This is a genomic window from Helicobacter bilis, from assembly GCF_900198365.1.
Taxonomy (GTDB): Bacteria; Campylobacterota; Campylobacteria; order Campylobacterales; family Helicobacteraceae; genus Helicobacter_A; species Helicobacter_A bilis_B.
This window is the reverse complement of record NZ_FZMS01000001.1, coordinates 14448-39229: the sequence shown is the minus strand read 5'-3', so window position 1 is coordinate 39229 and position 24782 is coordinate 14448. Positions and strand designations below refer to the sequence as shown.

Genomic DNA, 24782 nt, shown 5'->3' with positions numbered 1-24782 from the left:
AAAGTATGTTAAAATTTTATGATTTATTGCATTAAGGAAAGAAGTATATGAAGATTTTTGGCACAGATGGCGTGAGGGGTAAGGCTGGTGTGGATATTACCGCTATGGTTGCGTTGCGGCTTGGCATTGCTGCTGGATTGTATTTCCAAAGAGATTCTATTGGGAATAGAATCCTTGTTGGCAAAGATACAAGACGAAGTGGCTATATGGTTGAAAATGCGCTTGTATCTGGACTGACTGCCGTTGGTATGGATGTGATACAAGTAGGTCCTATGCCGACACCTGCTATTGCGTTTTTGACTGAAGATATGCGTTGTGATGCAGGCATTATGATTAGTGCTAGTCATAATCCCTACTTTGATAATGGCATTAAATTCTTTGATAAATACGGCTTTAAACTCGATGAGACAAAAGAGCAAGAGATAGAATCTTTATATCATAGCAAGGATTTAGAGAGACATTATAAAATCGGCACAGAGATTGGTGCAAGTAAAAGGATTGATGATGTAATCGGTCGCTATATCGTGCATATTAAAAACTCTTTTCCTAAGCATTTGACTTTGCAAGGGATAAGAATCGTGCTTGATTGTGCGAATGGTGCGGCATATAAAGTCGCCCCGAGTGTATTTGAAGAGCTTGGTGCTGATGTGATTGTGCTAAGTGATTCTCCAAATGGATCAAATATTAATGAAAACTGCGGGGCAATGCACCCAAATGTATTAGCCGATGAGGTAAAAAGGCTTCGTGCGGATATTGGCTTTGGGCTTGATGGTGATGCGGATAGATTGATAGTGATTGATAATGAAGGTAATTTAGTCGATGGAGATAAACTTATTGGGGCATTAGCCCTCTATCAAAAAAAGAAAAAATTGCTACATAATAATGGCATAGTAGCGACACTTATGAGTAATATCGCGCTAGAGACTTTCTTAAGAGTGCATGATATTAAGCTAGAGCGATGCAATGTCGGCGATAAATATGTATTACAAGCAATGCTTAAAAGTGGCTTTAACTTTGGTGGGGAACAAAGCGGACATATTATCTTCTCAGATTTTGCAAAAACAGGCGATGGCTTAGTCTCTGCTCTGCAAGTAGCAGCTCTTGTGTTAGAGAGCAATAAGACAAGCAAAGACACATTAAATCCCTTTTCTCTTGCACCACAAAAGCAAAGTAATCTTCAAATAAAGCAAAAGTTGCCCCTAGATTCTATACAAGGGCTACAAGATCTTCTAAAAGATATAGAATCTCATAAAATCCGCCATTTAGTCCGCTACTCTGGCACGGAGAATAAAATCCGCATTCTACTTGAGGGCAATGATGAAGCAAAACTTGAATCTTATAATGCTAAGTTGCAAGAACTTTTTTTAAAAACTCTATGCTAAAGCATGTTAAAAAAGGAAGTATAATGTCTAGGCTTTTAGTATTTCTATTTTTTACACTTTTTTCTATTGCACTAGCTGTTACAAAAGACAATAAACTTGCAACAGATTCTACTAACTTAGCCTGTTTTAAGGAACAATGCAAAGGCGGTATTTGTATCTATATATGTAATATTAGCGACATTGATTTTAATCGCTATATTATAGAATCTGGTGAGATTGAGAGTGCTTATGCTACATGGCTAGAGCTTACAAAAATGGAGTATTTACCGCAAACTTTACCAAATGAAAACTATGAATATATAGACGAACAAACCACTATAAAATACGCTTGGAAAACTAAAGATAGACTAGAGATTGGCTTTTATGAAAGAGAGAATCTTGTAGGCAGTCTGCATATCTATAAAAGTGGCAAATCTATTGTAATTGATGATGGATTGCATTCTATCATCAATTATTAGGGAATCTTATGCTTAAAACACCGCTTGTTATCATGCCACACTCTCTCACACGATATACAACTATGTCTTATGATACATATAGCGGGAATATCACGGGTGATGATATAGAATCTATCAAGCATATTTTAGAGACTGATACAAAAGAGCTACTCATTTTTATCGGTGGATTCTGTGATACTTATTATAAAGTGGTATGGAGGGCATTTTGTGAGAGCTTGTTTTCACAAAGAAAAAAAGAGAAGCAATATGGTATGCTTTATATGAGTTTTAATTGCTATGCTTTTTTGCTTGATTTTCTACCAAAGTTAAGTGGGGCAGGATACAATATCTCTGTGATAGCACATAGCTGGGGTGCGAAAAATATCTTGCGTTGCTGTTTAGATTCTAATGCGATTTATTTAAAAAATCTTATAACACTTGATTGTGTAGGGCATTTTCATATCACTCATCGTCCAAAACATATAGAATCTTGGGAAAATATCTATATCGCTAATCATTTCGAACACTACAATCGTGCAAATATCGCCGCTATAATCGGTGGTGCAAAACAAGAAATCGTTTATGCAGATATAAACACAGGCATAACCCCACCAGCCCATCATGCAAGCGTGCCTACAATGCTACATCATGCTAAACTTATAAGGTTGTGGTGATGATTACTCTCAAACATATTACTTAAGCTAGAAACTAAGCCATGAACGCGGATCGCATTTGCTTGTGTTCATCAATGTTCGGCAAAAAAAATAGACTCCAATAATTGCTATGTTGATCAAAGCGAAGTATCTAATACAAAAAAATATTTTTTCAACCTCGTCTCAAAAAAACAAGTCTCTAGATTCTGCGTGAGATATTTGCTTTTACTCAACATGACAAATTTTCATATTGTAATCTAGTTCTCGCATAGTTATTCTATCCAACAACCCTGCTTTTTATTTATTCTACCCTTACCTATGTTTTGAATGCTTGTTTAAGTGCTAAAATTTTGATAGATGCATTTTTATACCAAATTTCAACTCTATATTGTTTTTTGGAATACTTTTTGTTTATGCAAAGGCAAGACTTTATGTCTTTTCTTGTTTTGTATCTGCAACTTTTGTTGCAGATTCTTAACTCCGAAACTTCGTCAATAAAATCTTTCACAATATTTATTTCATAAGACCTTATCTTTTTGTATTAATTAGATTTTGCTACAATATCGATTCTTTTTACTTTTTTTATGACCCTTTCATCTAGAGGCCAAGGATACCGCCCTTTCACGGCGGTAACGAAGGTTCAAATCCTTCAAGGGTCGCCATTCTTTAGAATCTACTTTATTTTATAATTAAGGTTCATTTAACAATTATCAGCGTATATTCAATTTCTGAAATAGATTTTCATAATAATATATGAAAAATCTTTAAATTTATAGGATATTAATCTTTTGAAAAACTAAAAAATAAGATTAAAATGATTGTCTGTATAATAAATCATGAAAGAAACTAACTGAATGATTTTGAAGTGTATCTAAAGATTCCATAGCATAACGATAAATATAAGTGTCATTTGGAAAATATCAAAACCGCCTTTATACCTTAATTTGACAATATCCCTAAATATATAAGCAAAAATATTATTCAAAAAGAATAAGGTAAGAAACACGGAAAATCCATATTGTTTGCAATACAGGCATTTAGCAATAATGCTAACCTAATACTGCAATTTAGCAACATGAATTTATTTTAGACTATTTCTTAGTCTGATTTTGGTTGGGATTCATTTGCTTCCCTCTATTGCCTTGAGCTTGTGCAAATTGCTTATTTACACCCGGTGTTCCCTTGTTTGCATTCTGCTGATTTGCAGAATTATCTTGAGGGCTTATTTTTTTATCACTCATAACAAATCCTTTCATAAAAATTTAGCATATAATGCTATGTGCGTATAATACAAAAAAAACGATTTGTCAAGGGTTTTTATGTGATTCTATTGATAAATTTTCAACTTGAAAACCTTTAATTGTAGATTATCGCTTATGCAATAAGGTTTAATTGTAGCTAAATTCTCACCATTAAATTGCACATTATACGCAACAAAAAAACAATTATGGGAAAGTTAAAACAATATAGTAATTTTGAAGTTTTGAGATTGAATCTAAACTTATGGGTTTAGATTCAATAAGCGTAATTATAAATAGGCTAAAGGGATAGCAAAAAGGATTAGCTACTGCGTTTATCCATGATTTCTTTAGCGATATTGCTAGGCACTTCGCCATAATGATCAAATTCCATCGTATAAGTGCCTCTACCTTGTGTAGCTGAACGCAAATCGGTAGAATAGCCAAACATTTCGGCAAGTGGCACGAACGCATTAACGATTTTTAATCCCATTCTATCGTCCATAGAGTTAATCTGTCCTCTTCTGCGGTTTAAATCGCCGATAACATCGCCCATATACTCTTCTGGCACTTCAACTTCCACTTTCATCATAGGCTCTAATAATACCGCATTTGCCTTGCGACAAGCATCTTTAAACGCCATAGATCCAGCAATCTTAAATGCCATTTCGCTTGAATCTACTTCGTGGTAGCTTCCATCATAAAGCGTTACTTTACAATCTACCACTGGATAACCCGCTAACACACCATTTTGCATTGCTTCTTGGATACCCTTATCAACGGCTGGGATATATTCTTTTGGAATCACGCCACCGCTAATTTCATTTACAAATTCATAACCACTGCCCGCTTCTTTTGGCTCTAGCTTAATATGCACATGTCCGTATTGCCCACGACCACCTGACTGCTTGGCGTATTTACATTCTTGTGTAACACTGCTACGGATAGTCTCTCTAAATGCAACTTGTGGCTGTCCAACTTCTGCTTCAACACGAAACTCTCGCTTTAGTCTATCCACAATGATTTCAAGGTGTAACTCGCCCATACCACCGATAAGCGTTTGCCCTGTTTCTTCCTGTGTGCTTACTCTAAAGCTTGGGTCTTCTTCTGCAAGCTTACCAAGTGCTACTGCCATTTTCTCTTGATCGGCTTTTGTCTTTGGCTCAACTGCAATGTGAATAACTGGCTCTGGGAACTCCATACGCTCTAAAATCACTGGCTTTTTATCATCGCAAAGCGTATCTCCAGTTAGTGTCTCTTTTAAACCAACAAAGGCACAAATCTCACCGGCATAGACTTCTTTAATATCTTCTCTCTTATTAGAGTGCATTTTTAAAAGTCGCCCTACCCTTTCCTTTTTACCTTTTGTAGAGTTATACACATAGCTACCAGATTCTAACTTACCGCGATATACACGCACGAATGTAAGCTGTCCAACAAATGGGTCTGTCATAATCTTAAACGCAAGTCCTGCAAACTCACCATCATCGCTAGATTCTACAAGCACTTCTTCTTCTGTTTTTGGCTCAATACCTTTAATTTCCGCAACTTCAGTTGGTGCGGGGAGATAATCAACGACTGCATCAAGCAATGTTTGCACACCTTTGTTTTTAAAGCTTGAACCACAAAGCATAGGAATAAGGCTCATATTATGGCAACCCACTTTAATGCCTTTTTTAATTTCAGCTTCACTTAGCTCTTCGCCACCTAGATATTTTTCCATTAAAGCTTCATCTTGCTCGGCTGCAGATTCTACAAGCTTTTCTCTATATTCATTTGCTTTATCCATTAAATCTGCTGGAATCTCTTCTATATCATACTTTGCACCCATAAATTCATCATTCCACACGATAGCTTTCATTAATACTAAATCAACTACACCTTTGAAAGAATCTTCCGCACCGATAGGAATGCAGATTGGCACAGGATTAGCCTTTAGTCGCTCTTTGATTTGTGATTCTACATTATAGAAATTCGCACCGATTCTATCCATTTTATTCACAAATACCATACGAGGCACACCATATTTATTTGCTTGTCGCCACACGGTTTCACTTTGAGGCTGCACACCACCAACAGAACAGAACACCGCAACAGCACCATCAAGCACACGCATAGACCTCTCTACTTCAATTGTAAAATCGACATGTCCGGGAGTGTCGATGAGATTAATTTGATGATCTTTCCAAAAGCAAGTAGTCGCCGCAGAAGTAATAGTGATACCTCTCTCTTTTTCTTGCTCCATCCAGTCCATTGTCGCAGCACCATCATGCACTTCGCCAATCTTATGACTTACACCTGTATAGAATAAGATTCTCTCTGAAGTTGTTGTCTTTCCAGCATCAATATGTGCGGCAATACCGATATTGCGTATTTTATTTAAAGGGGTTTTTCTAGCCATTTACTATCCTTAAACTACCAGCGATAATGTGCAAACGCTTTGTTTGCTTCTGCCATTTTATGCACATCTTCTTTTTTCTTAAATGCCGCACCTTTATCACTTGCTGCGTCCATAAGCTCATTTGCTAAACGCTCTATCATTGTTCTTTCATTGCGTTTTCTTGTAGCTTCTAAAAGCCAACGGATAGAAAGGCTTTGTTGTCTTTCTGGTCGCACTTCTACTGGCACTTGATAGGTTGCCCCACCTACTCTTCTGCTTCTCACTTCTACAAGCGGACGAATGTTTGCTAATGCTTTTTCAAAGACTTCAATGCCTTTTTCACCGCTTTTTTCTTCGATTCTATTAAAAGCTGCGTAAATAATCTTTTCTGCTACGCTTCTTTTACCATCATACATCATTTTATTGATAAACTTTGTTACAACCTTATTGCCATATATTGGATCGCCCAAAACTTCTCTAACGGGGGCTTTTCTTCTTCTCATTGAATCACTGCTCCTTATTTCAAATTATTTTTTAGCATCTTTTGCTTTTTTAGCACCATACTTACTGCGTGAAACAGATCGCTTTGCAACACCTGCAGTATCAAGCGCACCACGAATAATATGATATTTAACACCCGGTAAGTCTTTTACCCTACCACCACGCACTAACACGATAGAGTGCTCTTGTAAGTTATGACCAATACCCGGTATATAACTAATCACTTCAAACTTACTTGTAAGTCGCACTTTAGCTACTTTTCTAATCGCTGAGTTTGGCTTCCTTGGTGTAGTAGTATAAACTCTTGTGCAAACACCTCTTCTTTGAGGACACTCTACTAACGCTGGCGACTTTGTCTTTTTGACAACCTTTTTTCTTTCCTTGCGAATCAACTGATTAATCGTTGGCACACATCCATCCTTATAATAAAATTTACAAAATTTTTGGCTATTATACTTAAAAAATGTTTAGATTAAACTTAGGAATTATCCTTATTGTGTCTAATCATCACTTTTTTATTCTTATATAAGCCCGTTCCTACTGGAATCATACGACCCAAAACAACATTTTCTTTCAAGTCTTCTAAGAAATCCTTTTTCGCAGAGATACTTGCCTCTGTAAGCACTTTCGTAGTTTCTTGGAAAGAAGCTGCTGAAATGATAGAATCACTACTGATTGCAGCACGAGTAATACCAAGCAATACAGGCTCTGCAATAGCAGGATTACCACCCATTTTTAGCATTCTTTCATTCTCTTCTTTGAAATGCCTACGGCTAACAAGATCTCCTTCAATGAATTTCGTATCTCCGCTATCAAGCACTTTGAAATAGCGAAGCATTTGAGATAAAATAACCTCGATATGCTTATCAGCAATGCTAACACCTTGTCGGCGATACACTTGCTGAACTTCACCTACAACATATTTATGCAACTCTTTTTCACCATTGATTCTTAAAATATCATGGCTGCTTATCGTTCCATCACTAAGCATTTCACCTGCATGTACAAATTCACCCTCACGCACTAGAATCTGCTTTGACTTATCAATGAGATATTCAGTCTGTCTGCCATCATCAGCTGTGATTACAACTCTTTCTTTACCGCGTATTGCCCTGCCAAAGCTCACATGTCCATCAATTTCTGCTAATACTGCAATATCTTTTGGCTTTCTTGCTTCAAACAATTCAGAAACACGAGGCAGACCACCCGTAATATCTTTTGATTTCGCTGTTGCTTTTGGCACTTTCGCTAACACATCAGCAACCTCAACTTTTTCTCCATCGCTTACAAGCAATACGCTTTTTGGCTCAAGATTATAGGCAGTCTCTTTACCTTTAGAATCTAACACTACAATCGCAGGTTTATAGCCTTGTGGGATATACTCCTGCACTGTGAGTGATTTGATATGCGTTTTTTCATCTTCTTTTTCAATCACGGTTGTGCCTGCTACTACATCATTAAAGCGTATTGTTCCAGCTTGTTCTGCAATCACAAGTGTATTGTAAGCATCCCACGACGCAACAACCGCATCTTTATCATTATTTTTATTTGCGATGCGTGTCTTTTTTGTTACTTCTGCATTATCTTTAGTCTCAATCTTTGAACCTCTTGCGATATAGTGTCTGCATGCTTCCCTATCATTAGAATCTGCAATCACTGCAAAAATGCCTTTTTCTTTCACAACCATACCGACACTTACTTCATGGTATCGCTCTAACTCATCAGATACAAGGCGATAATACTTCACAACACCATCAACATTTGCGTATATATCTTGTGAAACCGGCTCATTATCTTGGATATGCAATTCACTCGCATAAGGGATACGATTGCCTACATTCCAACCATCTTTAATAACATCTGCGATACTATCCCCCGCTTTTACTTTATAGCCTGTATCATGCGGGATATAGATTTTACCCTCAATCTCACCGATAACACCTGCTAATTCCCTTTGGGCTGCAATATCAGTCTTACCTAACTCATAAGTCTTCTGCTCTTTTGCACCTTTTAGGACTAAGATGATTCTATCATGTGCGGTTTCAACTTGCAATTCACCATCAAAAGGTGCTTTAATCTTTGGCTCAACAAGCAATACAGAAGCATTTCTTCTATTTGCGATAATATTTTTACCCTCTCTATTTTTATGCGTTTTAATATTATAGTAGCGGATAAAGCCTTCTTTATTTGCGACAATTTGATTTTCCTCTTGACTTCTACTTGCTGTCCCACCGACATGGAATGTTCGCAGTGTAAGCTGCGTTCCGGGCTCACCGATAGATTGAGCAGCAATAACACCAACAGAATCTCCAGTGATACTCATTTTACCTTCACCAAGATTTAATCCATAACACTTCGCACATATACCACGCGGTGCTTTACATGTGATAGGGGTGCGGATATTTACTGCCCTAACACCTGCGTTTTTAATCTGTTCTGCAATCTCTTCTGTGATGAGTTTGCCCTCTTGCACTAGCACTTCCTTTGAGATTCCATCATGCACTTCCGCAGCAGTTACCCTACCTACAATACGCTCTTGCAATGTCTCAATCATCTCATTACCAACTGCAATGTCAGTAAGCTCTACTCCCTCATGTGTGCCACAATCTTCCATTGTGATTTTCACATTTTGACTGACATCAATAAGCTTTCTTGTAAGGTAACCAGCATTTGCGGTTTTAAGCGCTGTATCTGCTAGACCCTTTCTTGCTCCGTGTGTTGAAGTAAAGTATTCAAGCACATTCAAGCCCTCTTTAAAGTTTGAGATAATAGGCGTTTCAATAATGCTACCATCAGGCTTTGCCATAAGACCACGCATCGCAGATAGCTGTCTAATCTGTGTCGCACTACCTCTAGCACCAGAATCTGCCATCATGTAGATAGGGTTAAATCCGCCCCTATCTTTCTCTACAATCTCCATCATCTCTTTTGCCATTTTGTCATTTGTTTCTGTCCAAACATCGATGATTTTATTGTAGCGTTCTTGTATCGTTAAAGCACCTTGTTCTGCTTGAGACTGAATCTCACGCACACGCTCCTTAGATTCTGTAATCATTTTAGTTTTAGAATCTGGGATAATAATATCTGCTGCGGCAATAGAAATACCCGCTTTTGTCGCATATTTAAATCCTAAATCTTTTAGATTATCAAGGAATACTGCTGTGCCACCAATACCGCTTTCTTTATATACGCAATCAATAAGATTTGATATATCTTTCTTTTTCAAAACGCGATTCCATAAATGTGGCGATACAAAGCTTGGTAAAATAGAACGCAATACCATTCTACCCGCAGTAGTTGTAATTACATGCCGCTCATGCACTACGCGTATGGTGCTATGTATATCAAGCTCATCAAATTCCATTGCCATTGCAATTTCATTAAAGTTTGAGAAAAGCTTATGCTCACCTTTAGAATCTGGCTTCTCAAGGCTTAGATAATAAAGCCCTAAAACCATATCTTGACTTGGCACAGCGACTGGCTTACCACTTGCTGGTAGCAAAATATTTGCTGAACTTAGCATGAGAATCTTACATTCTGCAATGGCTTCTTTTGATAATGGAACATGCACTGCCATTTGATCCCCATCAAAGTCTGCGTTAAATGCAGAACATACAAGCGGATGCAACTGGATTGCTTTACCATCAATAAGTTTTGGGTGGAATGCTTGTATTGACTGCTTATGCAATGTCGGCGCACGATTTAGCATAACCGGATAGCCCTCAATAATCTCTTGCAAACACTCCCAAACTTCATTTGTTTTTTGGTCAATCATCTGTTTTGCGGTTTTAATAGTCTTTGCATGTCCTTTTTCTTCAAGCTTTGCAAGTAAATGCGGCTTAAATAGCTCAATAGCCATATTTTTAGGCAATCCGCATTGATCCATGCGTAAATTTGGTCCAACGACAATAACGCTTCTGCCTGAGAAATCCACCCTTTTTCCAAGTAGATTCTGACGGAATCTTCCTTGCTTTCCTTTAATAATTTCTGATAGAGATTTTAGCGGTCGCTTATTTGCACCTTTTACTGCATTTGAGTTTCTACCATTATCAAAAAGTGCATCTACTGCTTCTTGCAACATTCTTTTTTCATTACGCACGATAATTTCTGGTGCATCAAGCTCCATTAATCTCTTTAATCGCAAGTTACGATTAATAACGCGGCGATACAAATCATTCACATCACTAACCGCAAACTTACCACCATCAAGGGCTACTAAAGGTCGTAAATCTGGTGGCAACACCGGTAATACGCTAAGCATCATCCACTCTGGTCTATTCCCTGATTGTAAAAAGCTTTCTACAACCTTTAGACGCTTAATATAGGTTTTCTTTTTTGCTTCAGAATTAGTAGCAGCGATATCTGCTTTTAAAGATTCTAAAAGATTCACTAAATCTAGCTCTTCTAATAATTCCTTAACCGCTTCACCGCCCATTTGTGCTTCAAATCCTGCAAGCTCAAATCGTCCATTCAGATTTTTAAACTGCTCTTCATTCAGCACATCATATTTCATAACTTTTTTTGTCAGCTCATTGTCATAATACGCATCACCTGCATTTTTAACAATATAGGCTTCATAGTAAAGCACTCTCTCTAAATCTTTCATCTTCACACCAAGCAATGTGCCGATACGACTAGGAAGAGAGCTTACATACCAAATATGTGCTACTGGCGTTACAAGCTCGATATGCCCCATTCTTGAGCGGCGAACTTTTGCAGTTGTAACCTCTACGCCACATTTCTCACATATCACATCTTTATAACGCCCTTTTCTATACTTACCACAATGGCATTCATAATCTCTTACTGGTCCAAAGATTTTTGTGCAGAAAAGCCCATCTCTCTCTGGTTTTAGTGTGCGGTAATTAATTGTCTCTGGTTTTTTTACTTCACCTCTACTCCATGAGCGTATCTTCTCTGGACTTGCTAAGACTATTTGAAAAGAGCTAAAATCTTTTGGTCTATCTTTCTCTTTTTCACTGATCGTTAAAGGCTCATCTTGATTCTCACCATATACATTGACATCAAGGGCTAAAGACTGCAACTCTTTTGTTAAAACATAAAAAGTTTCTGGGATTGCAGAATCTCCAATAGGATAACCTTTTGTAATCGCCTCATACGCCTCTCTTCTACCATTTACATCATCAGATTTGATCGTAAGCATTTCTTTCAAAGTATGTGCTGCACCATAAGCTTCTAGCGCCCATACTTCCATTTCACCAAATCGCTGCCCACCAAAAAGCGCTTTACCACCAACTGGCTGCTGTGTTACAAGTGAGTAAGGTCCTGTGCTTCTTGCATGCACTTTTTCATCGACAAGGTGATGAAGCTTCAACATATACATATAGCCGACATTAACTCTCTCTTTGATTTTCTCACCAGTTTTACCATCATAAAGCTCAGTTTTTCCGTCCATATCTATTCGAGCCATTTCAAATAGCTTGTTGAATTTTTCTTGCGATATACCCTCAAATACTGGAATGGCAAACTTTACACCATTACTCCAATCTCTCGCATAAGCGAGTAAATCATCTTTACTCGCAGATTCTAGAATCTTAATAACAGAATCATCTTCATTCACAGCTTTTGCTATCTCAATCATTTTAGCTTTAAGCTCTGTGCTGAACTCATATTGAGATTTTTTCAACTCATCTTCTATTTGCTCTCCAAAACGCTTACCAATTAATCCCAAATGCACTTCTAGAATCTGCCCGATATTCATACGACTTGGCACACCCAAAGGATTAAGGATAATATCAATTGGCTCTCCATCTTTTGTATAAGGCATATCAACTGCTGGGACAATATTACTTACAATACCTTTATTCCCATGTCGCCCCGCCATTTTATCGCCGACTTTTAGCTTTCTTTTTGTTGCAATATAGATTTTTACAAGCTTTACAACGCCATTTGGTAAAATATCATCTTTTTCTAAAATCGCAAGTTTTTCTTCATGCTCGACACCTAAAACTCGCTTTTGCTCTAAAAAGTTATTTTTAATTTGTTCGTATTGATTCTGAATCTCTTTAGAATAGCTTTTAATAAGCGTATTTAACGCAAAGCGACTAATATCATCAAACTCTTTTTTAGGGATACACTCGCCCTTCTTAAAGACTTTATCATTAATCTTTGCTTCTGCACTTAGTGGCTCTTTTGACAATACATAAGAGATTCTAAGCATCTCTTCCTTATTTAACATTGTCAAACGCTCATGATGCTCAATATCTAAATCAGACTTTTCATCTTCATAAGCCTGTCTTGCTCTTGCATCTTTTTCATAGCCTTTTTTTGTAAAGATTTTCACATCTACAACATAGCCTTCCATGCTTTGTGGACAATAAAGAGATTTATTTACAACATGTCCGGCTTTTTCCCCAAAAATCGCACGCAATAATCGCTCTTCTGGCGTTGGCTTCACATCTCCCTTTGGTGTTACCTTACCAACTAGAATCATACCGCCTGTTACATAAGTCCCAATCTTTACAATACCACTTTCATCAAGGTGTGCGATACTATCTTCTCGCACATTTGGAATATCAGCAGTAATCTCTTCAATACCATGCTTAAGCTCTCTTGCCTCTATCTCTTTTTCATATATATGCACAGAAGTAAAAGCATCATCTTTAATGATATTCTCACTTACAACAATCGCATCTTCAAAGTTATAACCATACCAAGGCATGAAAGCAACGCGAATGTTTTTCCCTAATGCAAGTTCGCCGCTATCCATACTCGCACCATCTGCGATAATCTGTCCAGCTTTAATCTTATCGCCTACTTTTACAATCGGTCGTTGTGTAAAGCTTGTATTTTGATTAGTTCTCATATTTTTTTGCATTGAATAGCTATCGATATAAGCACCATTTTCATTTTCACCAAGTATATAGATATTTTTACCATCTACTTTTTCTACAACACCACCTTGTCTTGCCTTAATAGCCGCCCAAGAATCTCGTGCAATAACGCTTTCAATACCTGTCCCAACAATAGGTGCATCTGGCTTTAATAGCGGCACAGCTTGTCGCTGCATGTTAGATCCCATAAGTGCGCGGTTAGCATCATCATGCTCTAAGAATGGAATGAGTGAAGCCGCAACACCAACAAGCATTCTAGCACTTAAATCTATAAGCTCAACATCTTCTGTTTTACGCAATGAAATCTCACCACCGCAACGAGTTTCAATCAAGCCCTCTACAATCTTATTTGTAGAATCTAGCTTTGTGCTTGCAGGGGCTATAACCTTGCCATCTTCTTGTGTTGCAGTAAGATAGACTACTTCATTTGTCGTTTTTCCATCGACTACTTTTTTATAAGGGGCTTCAATAAAGCCTAAATCATTTACTTTTGTAAAAGTTGATAGAGTATTAATAAGCCCGATATTCTGCCCTTCTGGCGTTTCAATAGGACAGATTCTACCATAATGCGTTGGATGCACATCTCTTGCTTCAAAGCCTACACGCTCTTTTACCAAACCGCCCTCGCCTAATGCTGAAAGTCGCCTTTTATGCGTAATCTCTGACAGCGGATTTGTTTGATCCATGAACTGCGATAATTGCCCAATCGCAAAAAACTCCATAATCGTGCTTGTAATCATTTTAGAGCTAATCAAATCATGTGGCATTACATTTTCAAAAGAAGTTTGTTGTGTAAGCTTATCTTTGATTGATTTTTGCATTTTAACAAGCCCTGAATGAAGCTCATTTGCAAGCAACTCGCCAATAGCCCTAATTCTTCTATTTCCTAAGTGATCCCTATCATCAATCCTGCCCTTACCATTGCGAACTTGCATAAGATATTTAACCGTTTCAATAATATCTTCATAAGTTAGCACACTTACATAATCTGGCACTTTAAGATTTAGCTTATGATTCATTTTCATACGACCAACGCCTGTTAAATCATAACGCGAAGGATCAAAGAATAACTGCTCGATAAATTTATGTGCCACTTCTCTTGTTACAGGCTCTGCTGGACGCATAACCTTATAGATTCTAATAGCCGCTAAATCACATTCATCATCAATTTTTTCCGTTTGGCGAATGTTTTTCAAGCTTTCCATATCTGCAAGGAATGAGTTAATGATAGAGTTATCATAGCCCGGTGCTGTGTCATGGATAATCTTAAATTTTGTTATCTTATTGTCATTTAATTTCTTTATATTCGCTTCGTTTAAAGGTGAGAGTGTATCAAGTATTACTTCTCCGCTTTTGCTATCAATGACTGGTTCTGCAAGATAAGTATTTAAAAGATTTGTTGTGGAAAACTCCACTTTATCATAGCTAATATTTTGCTCATTTAAATCTCTTATACGCTTTTTATTGAATCTTTTTCCCGCAGGTAAAACAACCTGCCCTTTTTCATTTATCAAATCATACTCAAGACTTCCCTCAATATCATTTGGATTAAATGGAATATAGAATTTATCCTTTTTCACAGACACATCAAGCACAGGATAAAGCATTTGAATAATTTGCTGCTTACTATAACCTAATGCTCTAAAAAGGATAGTAACAGGCATTTTTCTTCGCTTATTGATTCTTACATACATAACGTCTTTTGCATCATATTCAAAATATAGCCAAGCGCCCATATTTGGAATAATTTGTCCAGTATAGATAAGCTTATTTGCTGAAGTGTTTGACTCATCTTCCTTAAAGATAACGCCCGGACTTCTATGAAGCTGATTTACCACAACTCGCTCAACCCCATTAATAATGAAAGACACCCTATCAGTCATTAATGGAATCTCACGCACATAAATAGTTTGCTCTTTAATATCCTTAACGCCTACTTGCTCACCCTTGTCATCTTTATCCCACAATACAAGGCGAATCTTAATTTTCAATGGAATAGAATATGTTAAGCCTCTTACCATTGTTTCAGCAATAGTATATTTTTGCTTACCAAACTCACAACCAGCATATTCCAAAGTAACACGACCAGCACTATCCTGAATAGGAAAAATAGACTTTAATACACGCTCAATCCCACTTTCTCTACTATCATTTGAATACAAAAAAGAATCATAGCTATCCTTTTGCAGCATTAATAAGTTAGGAACATCAAGCTCTTCTTGGCTTTTTGAAAAATCAACTCTTAATCTCGTGTTTGTTAGTCGTCGTTTGCCCATATTAACCCTCTTTATCTCAAAGTTTTTTAAGAGCCAAATACTCTCTCTAGCCTACCATACACCATACGCAGAGATATGATACAATAGAGAGAATATTTATAAAATTATAAAAATGCAAAAAAGCCTATCCAAAGGCGGATAGAATCTCCGCCACAAAGATAGGCTTAAAAAGCTTACAATAGTTAGGTAAAAGTTATTTTACTTCTACTTTTGCACCTGCTTCTTCAAGTTTTTTCTTAAAGTTTTCAGCGTCTTCTTTGCTTACGCCTTCTTTAAGTGTATTTGGTGTTTTCTCTGTTGCTTCTTTAGCTTCTTTTAAGCCAAGACCAGTGATTTCTCTAACAGCCTTAATAACATTGATTTTGTTTGCGCCTGCATCAACAAGCACAACATCAAATTCTATTTTTTCTTCAGCTGCAGCCCCAGCACCGCCACCAGCAACTGCACCAGCTACAACCGTTGGAGCAGCACTTACACCAAATTTTTCTTCAAACGCTTTTACTAACTCTGATAACTCTAAAACCGATAAATTACCGATATATTCTAATACATCTTCTTTTGAAATTGCCATATTAAGCTCCTTGCTCTTCTTTTTGTTTTCTTAAATTGTCTAATCCTGTCGCAAAATACCTTGCAGGTGCTGTCCATATAGACAACAACATACCAATCAATTCGTCTTTGCTTGGTAGTTTAGATACTGCAGTGATATGCTTAGAATCTACAATCTCGCCATCAAAATAGCCAAATTTAACGCTAAATTTTTCGCTATTTGCTTCTTGAAATTTACATACAACTTTTGATAAAGAAATCTGATCGTTAGACCAAATATAAATATTTGTATCTTTGAGTTCAGCTTCTTTATAACCTGCTTGTTTCAATGCAATATTTGCAAGTTTATTTTTAATAACCTGCACACAAATATCAGAATCTTTAGAGCTTCTGCGTAAAGACTCTAATTGCTTTACTTGCAATCCCTTATAATCACAAATAATCATTGCACTAGCATTTTTAAAGCTTTCGCTTAAACTTGCTACAAGCTGTGCTTTCTCTTCTCTTGTCATGCTTCCTCCTTTCAGCCTTCAAACTTATACGGGGTAATTTTTAAGCTTCACGCCCCAGTAGTCTCTAGCCCAAGATAAAGATAAAAGATTCTAGAATCTTTATTTTACTTCCCTGCTATTTTACATCCATAAGTTCTTGTGAATCTACTTTAACTGATGGACTCATCGTCAAAGAAAGGTTACTTGACTTAATATATTTGCCTTTCGCAGTGCTTGGCTTTAATCTATTGATAGTTTTTACAAACTCAACTAAATTATCAAGCAATTTATTATTATCAAAACTTGCCTTACCAATAGGGCTATGAATATTTCCTTTTTTATCAACACGGAAATTTACTTGTCCGCTTTTTGCATTTGCAACAGCTTTTGCTATATCAGCAGTAACCGTGCCTGTCTTTGGATTTGGCATGATACCTTTTGGTCCCAATATTCTACCAACTTTACCAACAAGTGGCATCATATCAGGTGTGGCAATCACCATATCAAAATCTATATTCCCGCCCTTAATCTGTTCTGCTAAATCTTCATCGCCAACCACATCAGCACCAGCTTTTCGTGCCTCATCAGCTTTTAAATCCTTTGCAAACACTGCAACTCTTACCTTTTTGCCCGTGCCATGCGGCAATACAACTGCACCGCGGATCATTTGATCGGCATGACGCGGATCAACACCAAGTCGCAATGCAACCTCCACAGTTTCGTCGAATTTTGCAGAAGCAAGGGATTTTACCGCATTTATCGCAGATTCCATATCGTAAGTTTTATCACAATCAATTTTTTGAGATAAAGCTTGTAATCTTTTTGACATTTTTTTCTTCATTATGATTCTCCAAAAATTAATCTACTATTTCAACGCCCATGCTTCTAGCACTACCCGCAACTATCTTTTTTGCCTCTTCAATGTCAGTCGTATTTAAATCTTCCATTTTTGTTTTTGCAATCTCTTCAAGTTGAGATTGTGTAATCCTACCAATTTTATTTTTCAAAGGATTATCAGAACCCTTTGTCAATTGAGCAACATTCTTAATCAAATCTGTTACAGGTGGCTTTTTAGTAACAAATGTAAAGCTTTTATCTTGATACACAGTGATGATAACGGGGATATTAAAATTACCCATATCCTTTGTTTTCTCATTAAAAGCTTTACAAAATTCCATAATATTAACACCCCTTTGTCCAAGAGCTGGACCCACTGGAGGAGATGGATTTGCTTTGCCAGCTGGAATCTGCAATTTTAATTCGCCAACAATCTTTTTTGCCATTGTCTATCCTTATTTAAAAAATGTTAAAGAATTTTTTCAACTTGCACATCATTAATCTCTGTGAGAGTATTACGACCAAAAATAGAAACATTAAGTTTTAATTTCTTAGTTTTTATATCATAACTCTCAACGACACCAGTGAAGTTAGCAAAAGGTCCATCTGTGATTAAGACAGACTCGCCGGTAGCAAATGAAACTTTAGGGCGAGGTGCAGGTCTATTCTCAATCTTATCTAAAATATTTTGAATATCTGCTTCACTTAAAGGCGTGGGCTTTTTGCTCTCTCCAATGAATCTACCAACTCTTGGTAATGACTGAATCATATGCCAAAGCTCCGTATCTAGGTTAACATATACAAACACATATCCCGGATAGATACTTCTTTGCACCGTCTTTTTCTTCTTATCTTTGATTTCAAAAACATCTTCAGTAGGAACAACTATGTTTTTCAAACGATGGGAAGCATTATTCTGCTCAATAAGATTCTCTATAGCTTTCTTTACAGATTGCTCACTTCCCGAATATGTTTGTATTGCATACCATTGAAATTCCATTAGCTATTCCTTAATTTACCAACAATTCCTAAGATACTATACGCGAAATCGTATAATGGAAAAAGACATCGATAACTGCCAGAAACAAGGCAATTACAGAAACAACAATAATCACAGAAACAAATGCGGTCCGCACTTGCTCTTTTGTTGGAAAGATAACTTTTCCCAACTCATCTTTAGATTCTTTATAATATTTTTTTATCTTCACTATAAAAACCTTGATACCAAATCTATAATGGCAGGCCAGGAAGGACTCGAACCCTCAACACTCGGTTTTGGAGACCGATGCTCTAACCATTGGAGCTACTGACCTTCCCAAACAAATACTAGAAATCCAAACGATCCCTATGCCTCACAGAATGTGAGACACAACATACATTTTGTAGAATAAAATCAGCTTGTTTTAAGCTTTACTTCTTTATGTATTGTATGTTTATTTAATCTTGGGCAGAACTTTTTAAGCTCCAGTTTTTCTGTATTTGTTTTTGCATTCTTTGTAGTGCTATAATTAATATCACCACACTCAGAACACTTCAATCCAACTTTAACCAAATTACCCTTTGCCATAACTTTTCCTATTCAATGATTTTTGTTACAGCACCAGCACCAACTGTTCTACCACCCTCGCGGATAGCAAATCTTGTCCCAAGCTCTAATGCAATAGGATTCAATAATTCAACAGTGATTTTAACATTATCACCCGGCATTACAAGTTCAGTGCCTTCTGGTAAAATGATTGCACCTGTAACATCTGTTGTTCGCACATAGAATTGCGGACGATAGTTGTTATGGAATGGTGTATGTCTTCCGCCTTCATCTTTTGTAAGAACATAGATTTCAGCTTCAAACTTTTTATGTGGAGTGATTGAGCCGGGCTTACAAAGCACCATACCTCTTTCTACTTCCTCTTTCTTAGTTCCACGCAAAAGCACACCGACATTATCGCCAGCCTCACCTTGATCCATTTCTTTACGGAACATTTCAACACCTGTAACAGTAGTTTTCTGTGTATCACGGATTCCCACGATTTCAACTTCATCACCTACTTTTACAACACCTCTTTCAATTCTACCTGTAACAACCGTTCCACGACCAGCGATAGAGAACACATCTTCAACAGGCATAAGGAAAGTTTTATCAACATCTCTTTTTGGTGTAGGAATGTAGCTATCAACAGCAGCCATAAGATCTAGAATCTTTTGTCCCCATTCACCAACTGTTCCAGCTTTTGCCTCTTCAAGTGCTTTTAGTGCAGACCCACCAACAATAGGTGTATCATCACCCGGGAATTCATACTCATTTAATAAATCCCTTACTTCCATTTCTACTAACTCAAGCAATTCAGGGTCATCAAGCATATCTTGTTTATTCAAAAATACAACAATATATGGAACACCTACTTGTCTTGAAAGTAGAATATGCTCTCTTGTCTGTGGCATAGGACCATCAGATGCAGATACAACCAAAATCGCACCATCCATTTGTGCAGCACCTGTAATCATGTTTTTTACATAGTCCGCGTGTCCGGGGCAATCCACATGCGCATAGTGTCTGTTTTCTGTCTCATACTCAATATGAGAAGTAGCGATTGTAATACCTCTTTCCTTCTCTTCTGGTGCGTTGTCAATATTGTCATAATCTTTAAGCTCTGCAAGACCCTTAGTTGCCAATACAGCAGAGATTGCAGCACTCAAAGTTGTTTTACCATGATCGACATGCCCAATAGTTCCCACATTCACATGCGGCTTACTTCTGTTAAATTTCTCTTTAGCCATAGCTATCTCCTAAAATAAAATTAAACACGACTATTGAATAAAAATTCAAAACCAACGAAAAACTGGAGCCCATAAGCGGGATTGAACCGCCGACCTCTTCCTTACCAAGGAAGTGCTCTGCCACTGAGCTATATGGGCAAAAATAAAAAACTATAAATAATTACATAACTAGATTTAAAACGAGAACTAGCAGGAAACAAAAGCGTTTAGAAAAAATCCTAAAATAACTAAGTTTTCAGCTCCCAGTCGTTAATAAATCGAAATAATCTATTCACACAAATGGAGCGGGAAACGGGGCTCGAACCCGCGACCCTCAGCTTGGAAGGCTGATGCTCTAGCCAACTGAGCTATTCCCGCAAACAAAAAACAATGGTGGTGAGTCGTGGATTCGAACCACGGAAGACATAGTCAGCAGATTTACAGTCTGCCCTCGTTGGCCACTTGAGTAACTCACCACAAATGCTAAAAAACTGGTCAAACACTGATGTTTTATTTAAAGTCAAAATAACTAAACTTAAAAATATTAGAGTTTGATTAAAAAATGGAGCTGGTTAAGGGACTCGAACCCCCGGCCTGCTGCTTACAAGGCAGCTGCTCTACCAACTGAGCTAAACCAGCATACTAAAATCAAAAATGCTAAAAGATTAAAGGTTGAATTATGCCTTATTTTTTTAACTTTGTCAAGACTTAAATGATATTTTTTAAATTAATTAAGTTTAGACAATATTTTAACCATTTAATTTTAAGCTTTCATAAAGATACCAAAGGATAAGACAATATAAAATAAAAACAATGACAGCGAAAGGATTCCCAAACATTCCAAAAAATGACAATATGCAAAGTAAGCCAAAGCATACTAAAAATACATAATATGTCCAAATTTTTTTATATCTAAAGTATTGGTAGAAAGTGTATGCGAATGGCAACAATAATAAAACACCAAAAAATAAAGATTCTATCGGTTTTGTTTTAAACTCCGAAAGCACTATTGACAATATAAATACAATCACAAATAACCCATGCAATCCTATAAGAATTTGAAATAAGCCTTGATATTTTAAAATACCAGCTTTATTATTAGCATATTCTTTTTTAGATTCTCTAAAATCTTTAGAATCTAAGCTTATACTCTTACCACAGGAATGGCAAAAATTCGCATTTGATACATTTTTACTACCACAAAAAGAACAAAGGATTCTATCATTTTTAGATCTTTTATTTTCATCTTTTACTTCTATGATTTCTACTTCTGGGGTAATATCTTGTGTATGCTCTTTTTCTAAAGACTTTGCTTGATAGATTTCTTTAGATTCTATAGAATCTTTACTTGATAATAAAACATTCTCTTTAGATTCTACATTAGAATCTATGTGTAAAATTTCTTTAGAATGCGTAAGATATGTTTCACTATGCCTTATATTAGGGTTTTTATAGAATCTAGCTTTCTGTCTTTTCTTGCTTTTTCTTGTTGCTTGTTAGGTGATTGATCTTTTTTCGACAAGAAATACACAGACGCGACAATCACAATGACTATGAACGCATTTTTTATTTCGCTGAATATCAATTTGTTTTGAGCAAACTTCGGCACTTCGTTGATACCAACAAACACAAGAATTATATAACCAGCTATCAGGACAGCAATTAGGGCTTTCGCCCATTTTTGCTTAAGAAACACAAGTCCGCCTAACAATATGCCCCAAATTATCATTTGCCAATCCTTTAACGACTAAACATTTTTTTTTACTTAAAAATACGCCTATGCCGAGATTAAAAGAAGAGGCGTCAACCCAATATTTATCAATATCACCCTCAAAAACATATCTATAACTCATTTCTACAAAAAACCTATCTTTATATGTCATATAACTACCTATTTCCCAAAATGGATAGATACCTTGTATCTTTTTGGTAAGATTATAGTCTTTATACCACTCTATTCGAAAAATGTCCTCTTATGGTCATATTGGAATCCACATCTAAAAAAGCACCGCCCCCTATATATCCCATCAGCGATACATATCTCCATGTATTCCCATAGCCAATTCTCAAATTTCCTCCAATTTGAGAATGTTGAAAATCCACACTTTTTACATTTGTTGCAGGATTGCAGTATTGTCCATCAGTCCATATGCAATCGACTTCAAGTGGTGCGAGTTTGTTGTCATATATACGATACAAAAAGTTCGTTTCTAAAAATAACCCCTTATCTTTTTTGTAGAATCCACCTACTCTTAAGGTAACAGGATAATTAGAAACATGCGAATGACTAGAAAATTCTTCAATATATACTTTCATTAATGCTTGATTGCTTATTCTGCGTAAATAAGTCGTTTGTGGCATATTGACCCTACCACCAGAAAAAATGCCAACATCAGCTCCCACAATCCCGCCAAAAGTACTATTTGTATCATTGAGAAACGACCTAGCAATCCTTGCTTCCTTTTTAGAATCTTGTGCTTTTCTTACATTTTCACATGCTTCTTTTAAGCCTAGATTACAAGCTTTTTTAAAGTATTTTTTAGCTTTGCCATACTCGCTATTGTAGTAATTGTTCCAGCCTATTTCATTGTATTTGGTAGCTTCGACATTGTTTGTATTTGTTGTGCTGTATTTGCTTATTTCCTCTTTTTTTATCGCTTTACTTATTATCGTGTCATTACTCCAAACCTCTCTACCGCTATCTAAATCACTGACTATAAAGAGAAATTGATAATCTACCCTTTGCTTTTTGCCTATGTTTTTTATACTTTTTGTGATTTTTCCACTAAGGCTGTATTCGGGTGCTAAAATTCTGCCTTTTTCTTTTGTTGTATATTGATTGAAGTTATCATTTTCTGTTAGCTTTCTAGAATCTTCTATCATGCTGTCTGCTTTAGCACCACTGCCTGCTACTGCGTTTGTTAGCACGATTTGCTCATAAGAGCTAAGTCTGCGTATGAGTTTGCGACTTATAAACTCTGTGTCTATCTTTTCATCGCTTAGATTCTCTATATTTGATATTGCCATGACTGCTTTTTTATCAGCGTCATACTTTTTCATGAGGTTTGATTTTATGAAGGATTTTGCGTTTTCATCTATCACGGATTCTATATCATGATAGTCTAGCTCAAAGCTAGAAAAACTACTAGAATCTTTCACATATTGCAAAGAGTTGCTACAAGCTATAAAAACTAAAGCTATACATACAAGCAGCACATATTGTATAAAATCTATTTTGGGTTTTACTTGCTTATTATGCTTATAGCAAGTTACCCCCCCCCCCCTTATTAGTTCTATACAATCTTTATTATGTTGTATCGTTACATTCTCACTCATTTTTTATCCTTTTTGCAAAATAGATTCAAATAAGATAATTTAAGCGCAAAATTTATTTATATAACCCCTGCTATATGTGTTCTCTTAAAGCCACTAGTCATAAAGGCTAATCACGCGGATAGCGTAATACAATGCGACCTTTATCAAGGCTATATGGGGTTAATTCTATCTGCACATTATCGCCGGGTAGAATCTTAATATTGTGCATACGCATTTTACCAGAAATATGGCATAGCACTATATGCTTATTCTCTAACTCTACTCTAAATGTCGTGCTAGGCAATGCCTCGATTACTTTACCATCTACTTTAATTACATCATCTTTTGCCATTTATAACTCCGTTAAAATTCTTGCCTTTCCATCAATGATTGCGATTGTGTGCTCATGATGAGAAGTATTTAAACCATCTTTGCTTACAACAGACCATTTATCATCTAAAATGACAGGCTCACCATTTTTTTGGCATACCATAGGCTCAAGGCAAAATACCATGCCGTTTCTAACCTTAGGACCGCCCATTTTGACACCATCTTCTAAATAATTTGGGATACTCGGCTCTTCATGTGGCTTTGTGCCTATGCCATGCCCACAGAATCCAAGCAAAGGCACAAAGCCCATGCCCTCGATATTTTCCTGTAAAATAGCACTAATCTCTTTAAATCGCATACCAGCTTTTATGGAATCTATTGTATTATAAAGTGTGCGTAAGGAACACTCCATAAGCTTTGCATCCTTATCGCTTACCTTGCCTACACCAATAGTAATTGCCCCATCGCCATAATAATTTTTATATTTTGTGCCAATATCAATGCCAACGATATCGCCTTGCTTTAAGCGATAATCTGTTGGAATGCCATGTATAATCACTTGATTTACAGATATACATGCCGCATTAGGAAAGCCATATAATCCTTTAAAGCTTGGCAACGATTCTAATGATAGAATCTTATCTTCGATTGCCTTGTCAAGATCTAAAAGACTAATCCCCTCACTTACTATCGTTTTAGCATAATCAAGCGTTAGGGCAACCACTTTGTTTGCTTGAGCTAGTAATGCTAATTCATTTTTATTTCTTGTCGCAATACTCATAGTA

20 protein-coding genes and 6 tRNA genes are annotated in these 24782 nt (G+C 36.6%); 4 read left to right on the top strand and 22 right to left on the bottom strand.

Going from position 1 to position 24782, the window contains the following annotated elements:
• The first annotated feature begins 47 nt into the window (after positions 1–47).
• From glmM to C6H08_RS00240, 4 genes are all read left to right on the top strand, one after another.
• On the top strand, positions 48–1382 hold the full coding sequence (gene glmM / locus C6H08_RS00255) for a phosphoglucosamine mutase (RefSeq protein WP_034562996.1): 1335 nt from the start codon (positions 48–50) through the stop codon (positions 1380–1382).
• Positions 1383–1405: 23 nt separating this feature from the next.
• The gene (locus C6H08_RS00250) at positions 1406–1840 is read left to right on the top strand and encodes a hypothetical protein (protein WP_034580136.1); all 435 of its coding nucleotides are present in this window, start codon (positions 1406–1408) and stop codon (positions 1838–1840) included.
• An 8-nt stretch (positions 1841–1848) separates the two neighbouring features.
• A complete protein-coding gene (locus C6H08_RS00245) occupies positions 1849–2493 on the top strand; it encodes a hypothetical protein (protein WP_034563000.1) in 645 nt (214 codons plus the stop codon).
• A 565-nt stretch (positions 2494–3058) separates the two neighbouring features.
• Positions 3059–3134: transfer RNA gene (locus tag C6H08_RS00240), tRNA-Glu, on the top strand.
• Positions 3135–3563: 429 nt separating this feature from the next.
• Here C6H08_RS00240 and C6H08_RS11425 read toward each other — a convergent pair.
• The 22 genes from C6H08_RS11425 to map form a co-directional block, all read right to left on the bottom strand.
• A complete protein-coding gene (locus tag C6H08_RS11425) occupies positions 3564–3713 on the bottom strand; it encodes a hypothetical protein (RefSeq protein WP_004086493.1) in 150 nt (49 codons plus the stop codon).
• A gap of 319 nt (positions 3714–4032) precedes the next feature.
• Positions 4033–6111 (bottom strand): elongation factor G, encoded by a 2079-nt coding sequence (fusA, locus tag C6H08_RS00235; RefSeq protein ID WP_034580137.1) that lies wholly within the window; start codon positions 6109–6111, stop codon positions 4033–4035.
• A gap of 14 nt (positions 6112–6125) precedes the next feature.
• Positions 6126–6593 (bottom strand): 30S ribosomal protein S7, encoded by a 468-nt coding sequence (gene rpsG / locus C6H08_RS00230; RefSeq protein ID WP_004086489.1) that lies wholly within the window; start codon positions 6591–6593, stop codon positions 6126–6128.
• Positions 6594–6617: 24 nt separating this feature from the next.
• Positions 6618–7001 (bottom strand): 30S ribosomal protein S12, encoded by a 384-nt coding sequence (gene rpsL / locus C6H08_RS00225; RefSeq protein WP_034580139.1) that lies wholly within the window; start codon positions 6999–7001, stop codon positions 6618–6620.
• 68 nt (positions 7002–7069) lie between these two features.
• Positions 7070–15721, bottom strand: coding sequence for a DNA-directed RNA polymerase subunit beta/beta' (locus tag C6H08_RS00220; RefSeq protein ID WP_034580140.1), 8652 nt, complete (start codon positions 15719–15721; stop codon positions 7070–7072).
• A gap of 193 nt (positions 15722–15914) precedes the next feature.
• Positions 15915–16292: a 50S ribosomal protein L7/L12 gene (gene rplL, locus C6H08_RS00215; protein ID WP_034580141.1), complete on the bottom strand. Its 378-nt coding sequence runs from the start codon at positions 16290–16292 to the stop codon at positions 15915–15917.
• Between the two features lies 1 nt (position 16293).
• The gene (gene rplJ / locus C6H08_RS00210) at positions 16294–16782 is read right to left on the bottom strand and encodes a 50S ribosomal protein L10 (RefSeq protein ID WP_034565320.1); all 489 of its coding nucleotides are present in this window, start codon (positions 16780–16782) and stop codon (positions 16294–16296) included.
• Between the two features lie 115 nt (positions 16783–16897).
• Entirely contained in the window at positions 16898–17602 is a 705-nt protein-coding gene (gene rplA / locus C6H08_RS00205) for a 50S ribosomal protein L1 (protein ID WP_034565318.1), read from the bottom strand.
• A 16-nt stretch (positions 17603–17618) separates the two neighbouring features.
• Positions 17619–18044, bottom strand: coding sequence for a 50S ribosomal protein L11 (gene rplK, locus C6H08_RS00200; protein ID WP_034565315.1), 426 nt, complete (start codon positions 18042–18044; stop codon positions 17619–17621).
• Positions 18045–18067: 23 nt separating this feature from the next.
• Positions 18068–18598 carry a transcription termination/antitermination protein NusG gene (nusG, locus tag C6H08_RS00195; RefSeq protein WP_034565311.1) on the bottom strand — a complete coding sequence of 177 codons (531 nt, stop codon included), beginning with the start codon at positions 18596–18598 and terminating at the stop codon, positions 18068–18070.
• A gap of 28 nt (positions 18599–18626) precedes the next feature.
• Positions 18627–18809 (bottom strand): preprotein translocase subunit SecE, encoded by a 183-nt coding sequence (secE, locus tag C6H08_RS00190; protein WP_027338298.1) that lies wholly within the window; start codon positions 18807–18809, stop codon positions 18627–18629.
• 25 nt (positions 18810–18834) lie between these two features.
• A tRNA-Trp gene (locus tag C6H08_RS00185) sits at positions 18835–18911 on the bottom strand.
• 80 nt (positions 18912–18991) lie between these two features.
• A complete protein-coding gene (rpmG, locus tag C6H08_RS00180) occupies positions 18992–19165 on the bottom strand; it encodes a 50S ribosomal protein L33 (protein WP_004086479.1) in 174 nt (57 codons plus the stop codon).
• Positions 19166–19173: 8 nt separating this feature from the next.
• Positions 19174–20373: an elongation factor Tu gene (gene tuf / locus C6H08_RS00175; RefSeq protein WP_004086477.1), complete on the bottom strand. Its 1200-nt coding sequence runs from the start codon at positions 20371–20373 to the stop codon at positions 19174–19176.
• Positions 20374–20436: 63 nt separating this feature from the next.
• Positions 20437–20511, bottom strand: a tRNA-Thr gene (locus C6H08_RS00170).
• Between the two features lie 142 nt (positions 20512–20653).
• Positions 20654–20730, bottom strand: a tRNA-Gly gene (locus C6H08_RS00165).
• Positions 20731–20743: 13 nt separating this feature from the next.
• Positions 20744–20828: transfer RNA gene (locus tag C6H08_RS00160), tRNA-Tyr, on the bottom strand.
• Between the two features lie 87 nt (positions 20829–20915).
• Positions 20916–20991 (bottom strand) — tRNA-Thr (locus C6H08_RS00155).
• Between the two features lie 796 nt (positions 20992–21787).
• The gene (locus C6H08_RS00150) at positions 21788–22081 is read right to left on the bottom strand and encodes a hypothetical protein (RefSeq protein WP_034565308.1); all 294 of its coding nucleotides are present in this window, start codon (positions 22079–22081) and stop codon (positions 21788–21790) included.
• A gap of 215 nt (positions 22082–22296) precedes the next feature.
• Positions 22297–23688 (bottom strand): hypothetical protein, encoded by a 1392-nt coding sequence (locus C6H08_RS00140; RefSeq protein WP_104686057.1) that lies wholly within the window; start codon positions 23686–23688, stop codon positions 22297–22299.
• Positions 23689–23794: 106 nt separating this feature from the next.
• Entirely contained in the window at positions 23795–24019 is a 225-nt protein-coding gene (infA, locus tag C6H08_RS00135) for a translation initiation factor IF-1 (RefSeq protein WP_004086475.1), read from the bottom strand.
• Positions 24020–24778 carry a type I methionyl aminopeptidase gene (gene map / locus C6H08_RS00130; RefSeq protein WP_034565185.1) on the bottom strand — a complete coding sequence of 253 codons (759 nt, stop codon included), beginning with the start codon at positions 24776–24778 and terminating at the stop codon, positions 24020–24022.
• Positions 24779–24782: the final 4 nt, after the last annotated feature.

Coding starts and splice junctions, on each gene's coding strand:
- infA (WP_004086475.1), bottom strand. CDS start 24,019: ATGGCAAAAGATGATGTAATTAAAGTAGATGGTAAAGTAATCGAGGCA.
- rpmG (WP_004086479.1), bottom strand. CDS start 19,165: ATGGCAAAGGGTAATTTGGTTAAAGTTGGATTGAAGTGTTCTGAGTGT.
- rplJ (WP_034565320.1), bottom strand. CDS start 16,782: ATGACAAGAGAAGAGAAAGCACAGCTTGTAGCAAGTTTAAGCGAAAGC.
- map (WP_034565185.1), bottom strand. CDS start 24,778: ATGAGTATTGCGACAAGAAATAAAAATGAATTAGCATTACTAGCTCAA.
- rplK (WP_034565315.1), bottom strand. CDS start 18,044: ATGGCAAAAAAGATTGTTGGCGAATTAAAATTGCAGATTCCAGCTGGC.
- C6H08_RS11425 (WP_004086493.1), bottom strand. CDS start 3,713: ATGAGTGATAAAAAAATAAGCCCTCAAGATAATTCTGCAAATCAGCAG.
- fusA (WP_034580137.1), bottom strand. CDS start 6,111: ATGGCTAGAAAAACCCCTTTAAATAAAATACGCAATATCGGTATTGCC.
- C6H08_RS00220 (WP_034580140.1), bottom strand. CDS start 15,721: ATGGGCAAACGACGACTAACAAACACGAGATTAAGAGTTGATTTTTCA.
- C6H08_RS00250 (WP_034580136.1), top strand. CDS start 1,406: ATGTCTAGGCTTTTAGTATTTCTATTTTTTACACTTTTTTCTATTGCA.
- nusG (WP_034565311.1), bottom strand. CDS start 18,598: ATGGAATTTCAATGGTATGCAATACAAACATATTCGGGAAGTGAGCAA.
- rplL (WP_034580141.1), bottom strand. CDS start 16,292: ATGGCAATTTCAAAAGAAGATGTATTAGAATATATCGGTAATTTATCG.
- C6H08_RS00245 (WP_034563000.1), top strand. CDS start 1,849: ATGCTTAAAACACCGCTTGTTATCATGCCACACTCTCTCACACGATAT.
- C6H08_RS00150 (WP_034565308.1), bottom strand. CDS start 22,081: ATGATAATTTGGGGCATATTGTTAGGCGGACTTGTGTTTCTTAAGCAA.
- C6H08_RS00140 (WP_104686057.1), bottom strand. CDS start 23,688: ATGAGTGAGAATGTAACGATACAACATAATAAAGATTGTATAGAACTA.
- glmM (WP_034562996.1), top strand. CDS start 48: ATGAAGATTTTTGGCACAGATGGCGTGAGGGGTAAGGCTGGTGTGGAT.
- tuf (WP_004086477.1), bottom strand. CDS start 20,373: ATGGCTAAAGAGAAATTTAACAGAAGTAAGCCGCATGTGAATGTGGGA.
- rpsG (WP_004086489.1), bottom strand. CDS start 6,593: ATGAGAAGAAGAAAAGCCCCCGTTAGAGAAGTTTTGGGCGATCCAATA.
- rplA (WP_034565318.1), bottom strand. CDS start 17,602: ATGAAGAAAAAAATGTCAAAAAGATTACAAGCTTTATCTCAAAAAATT.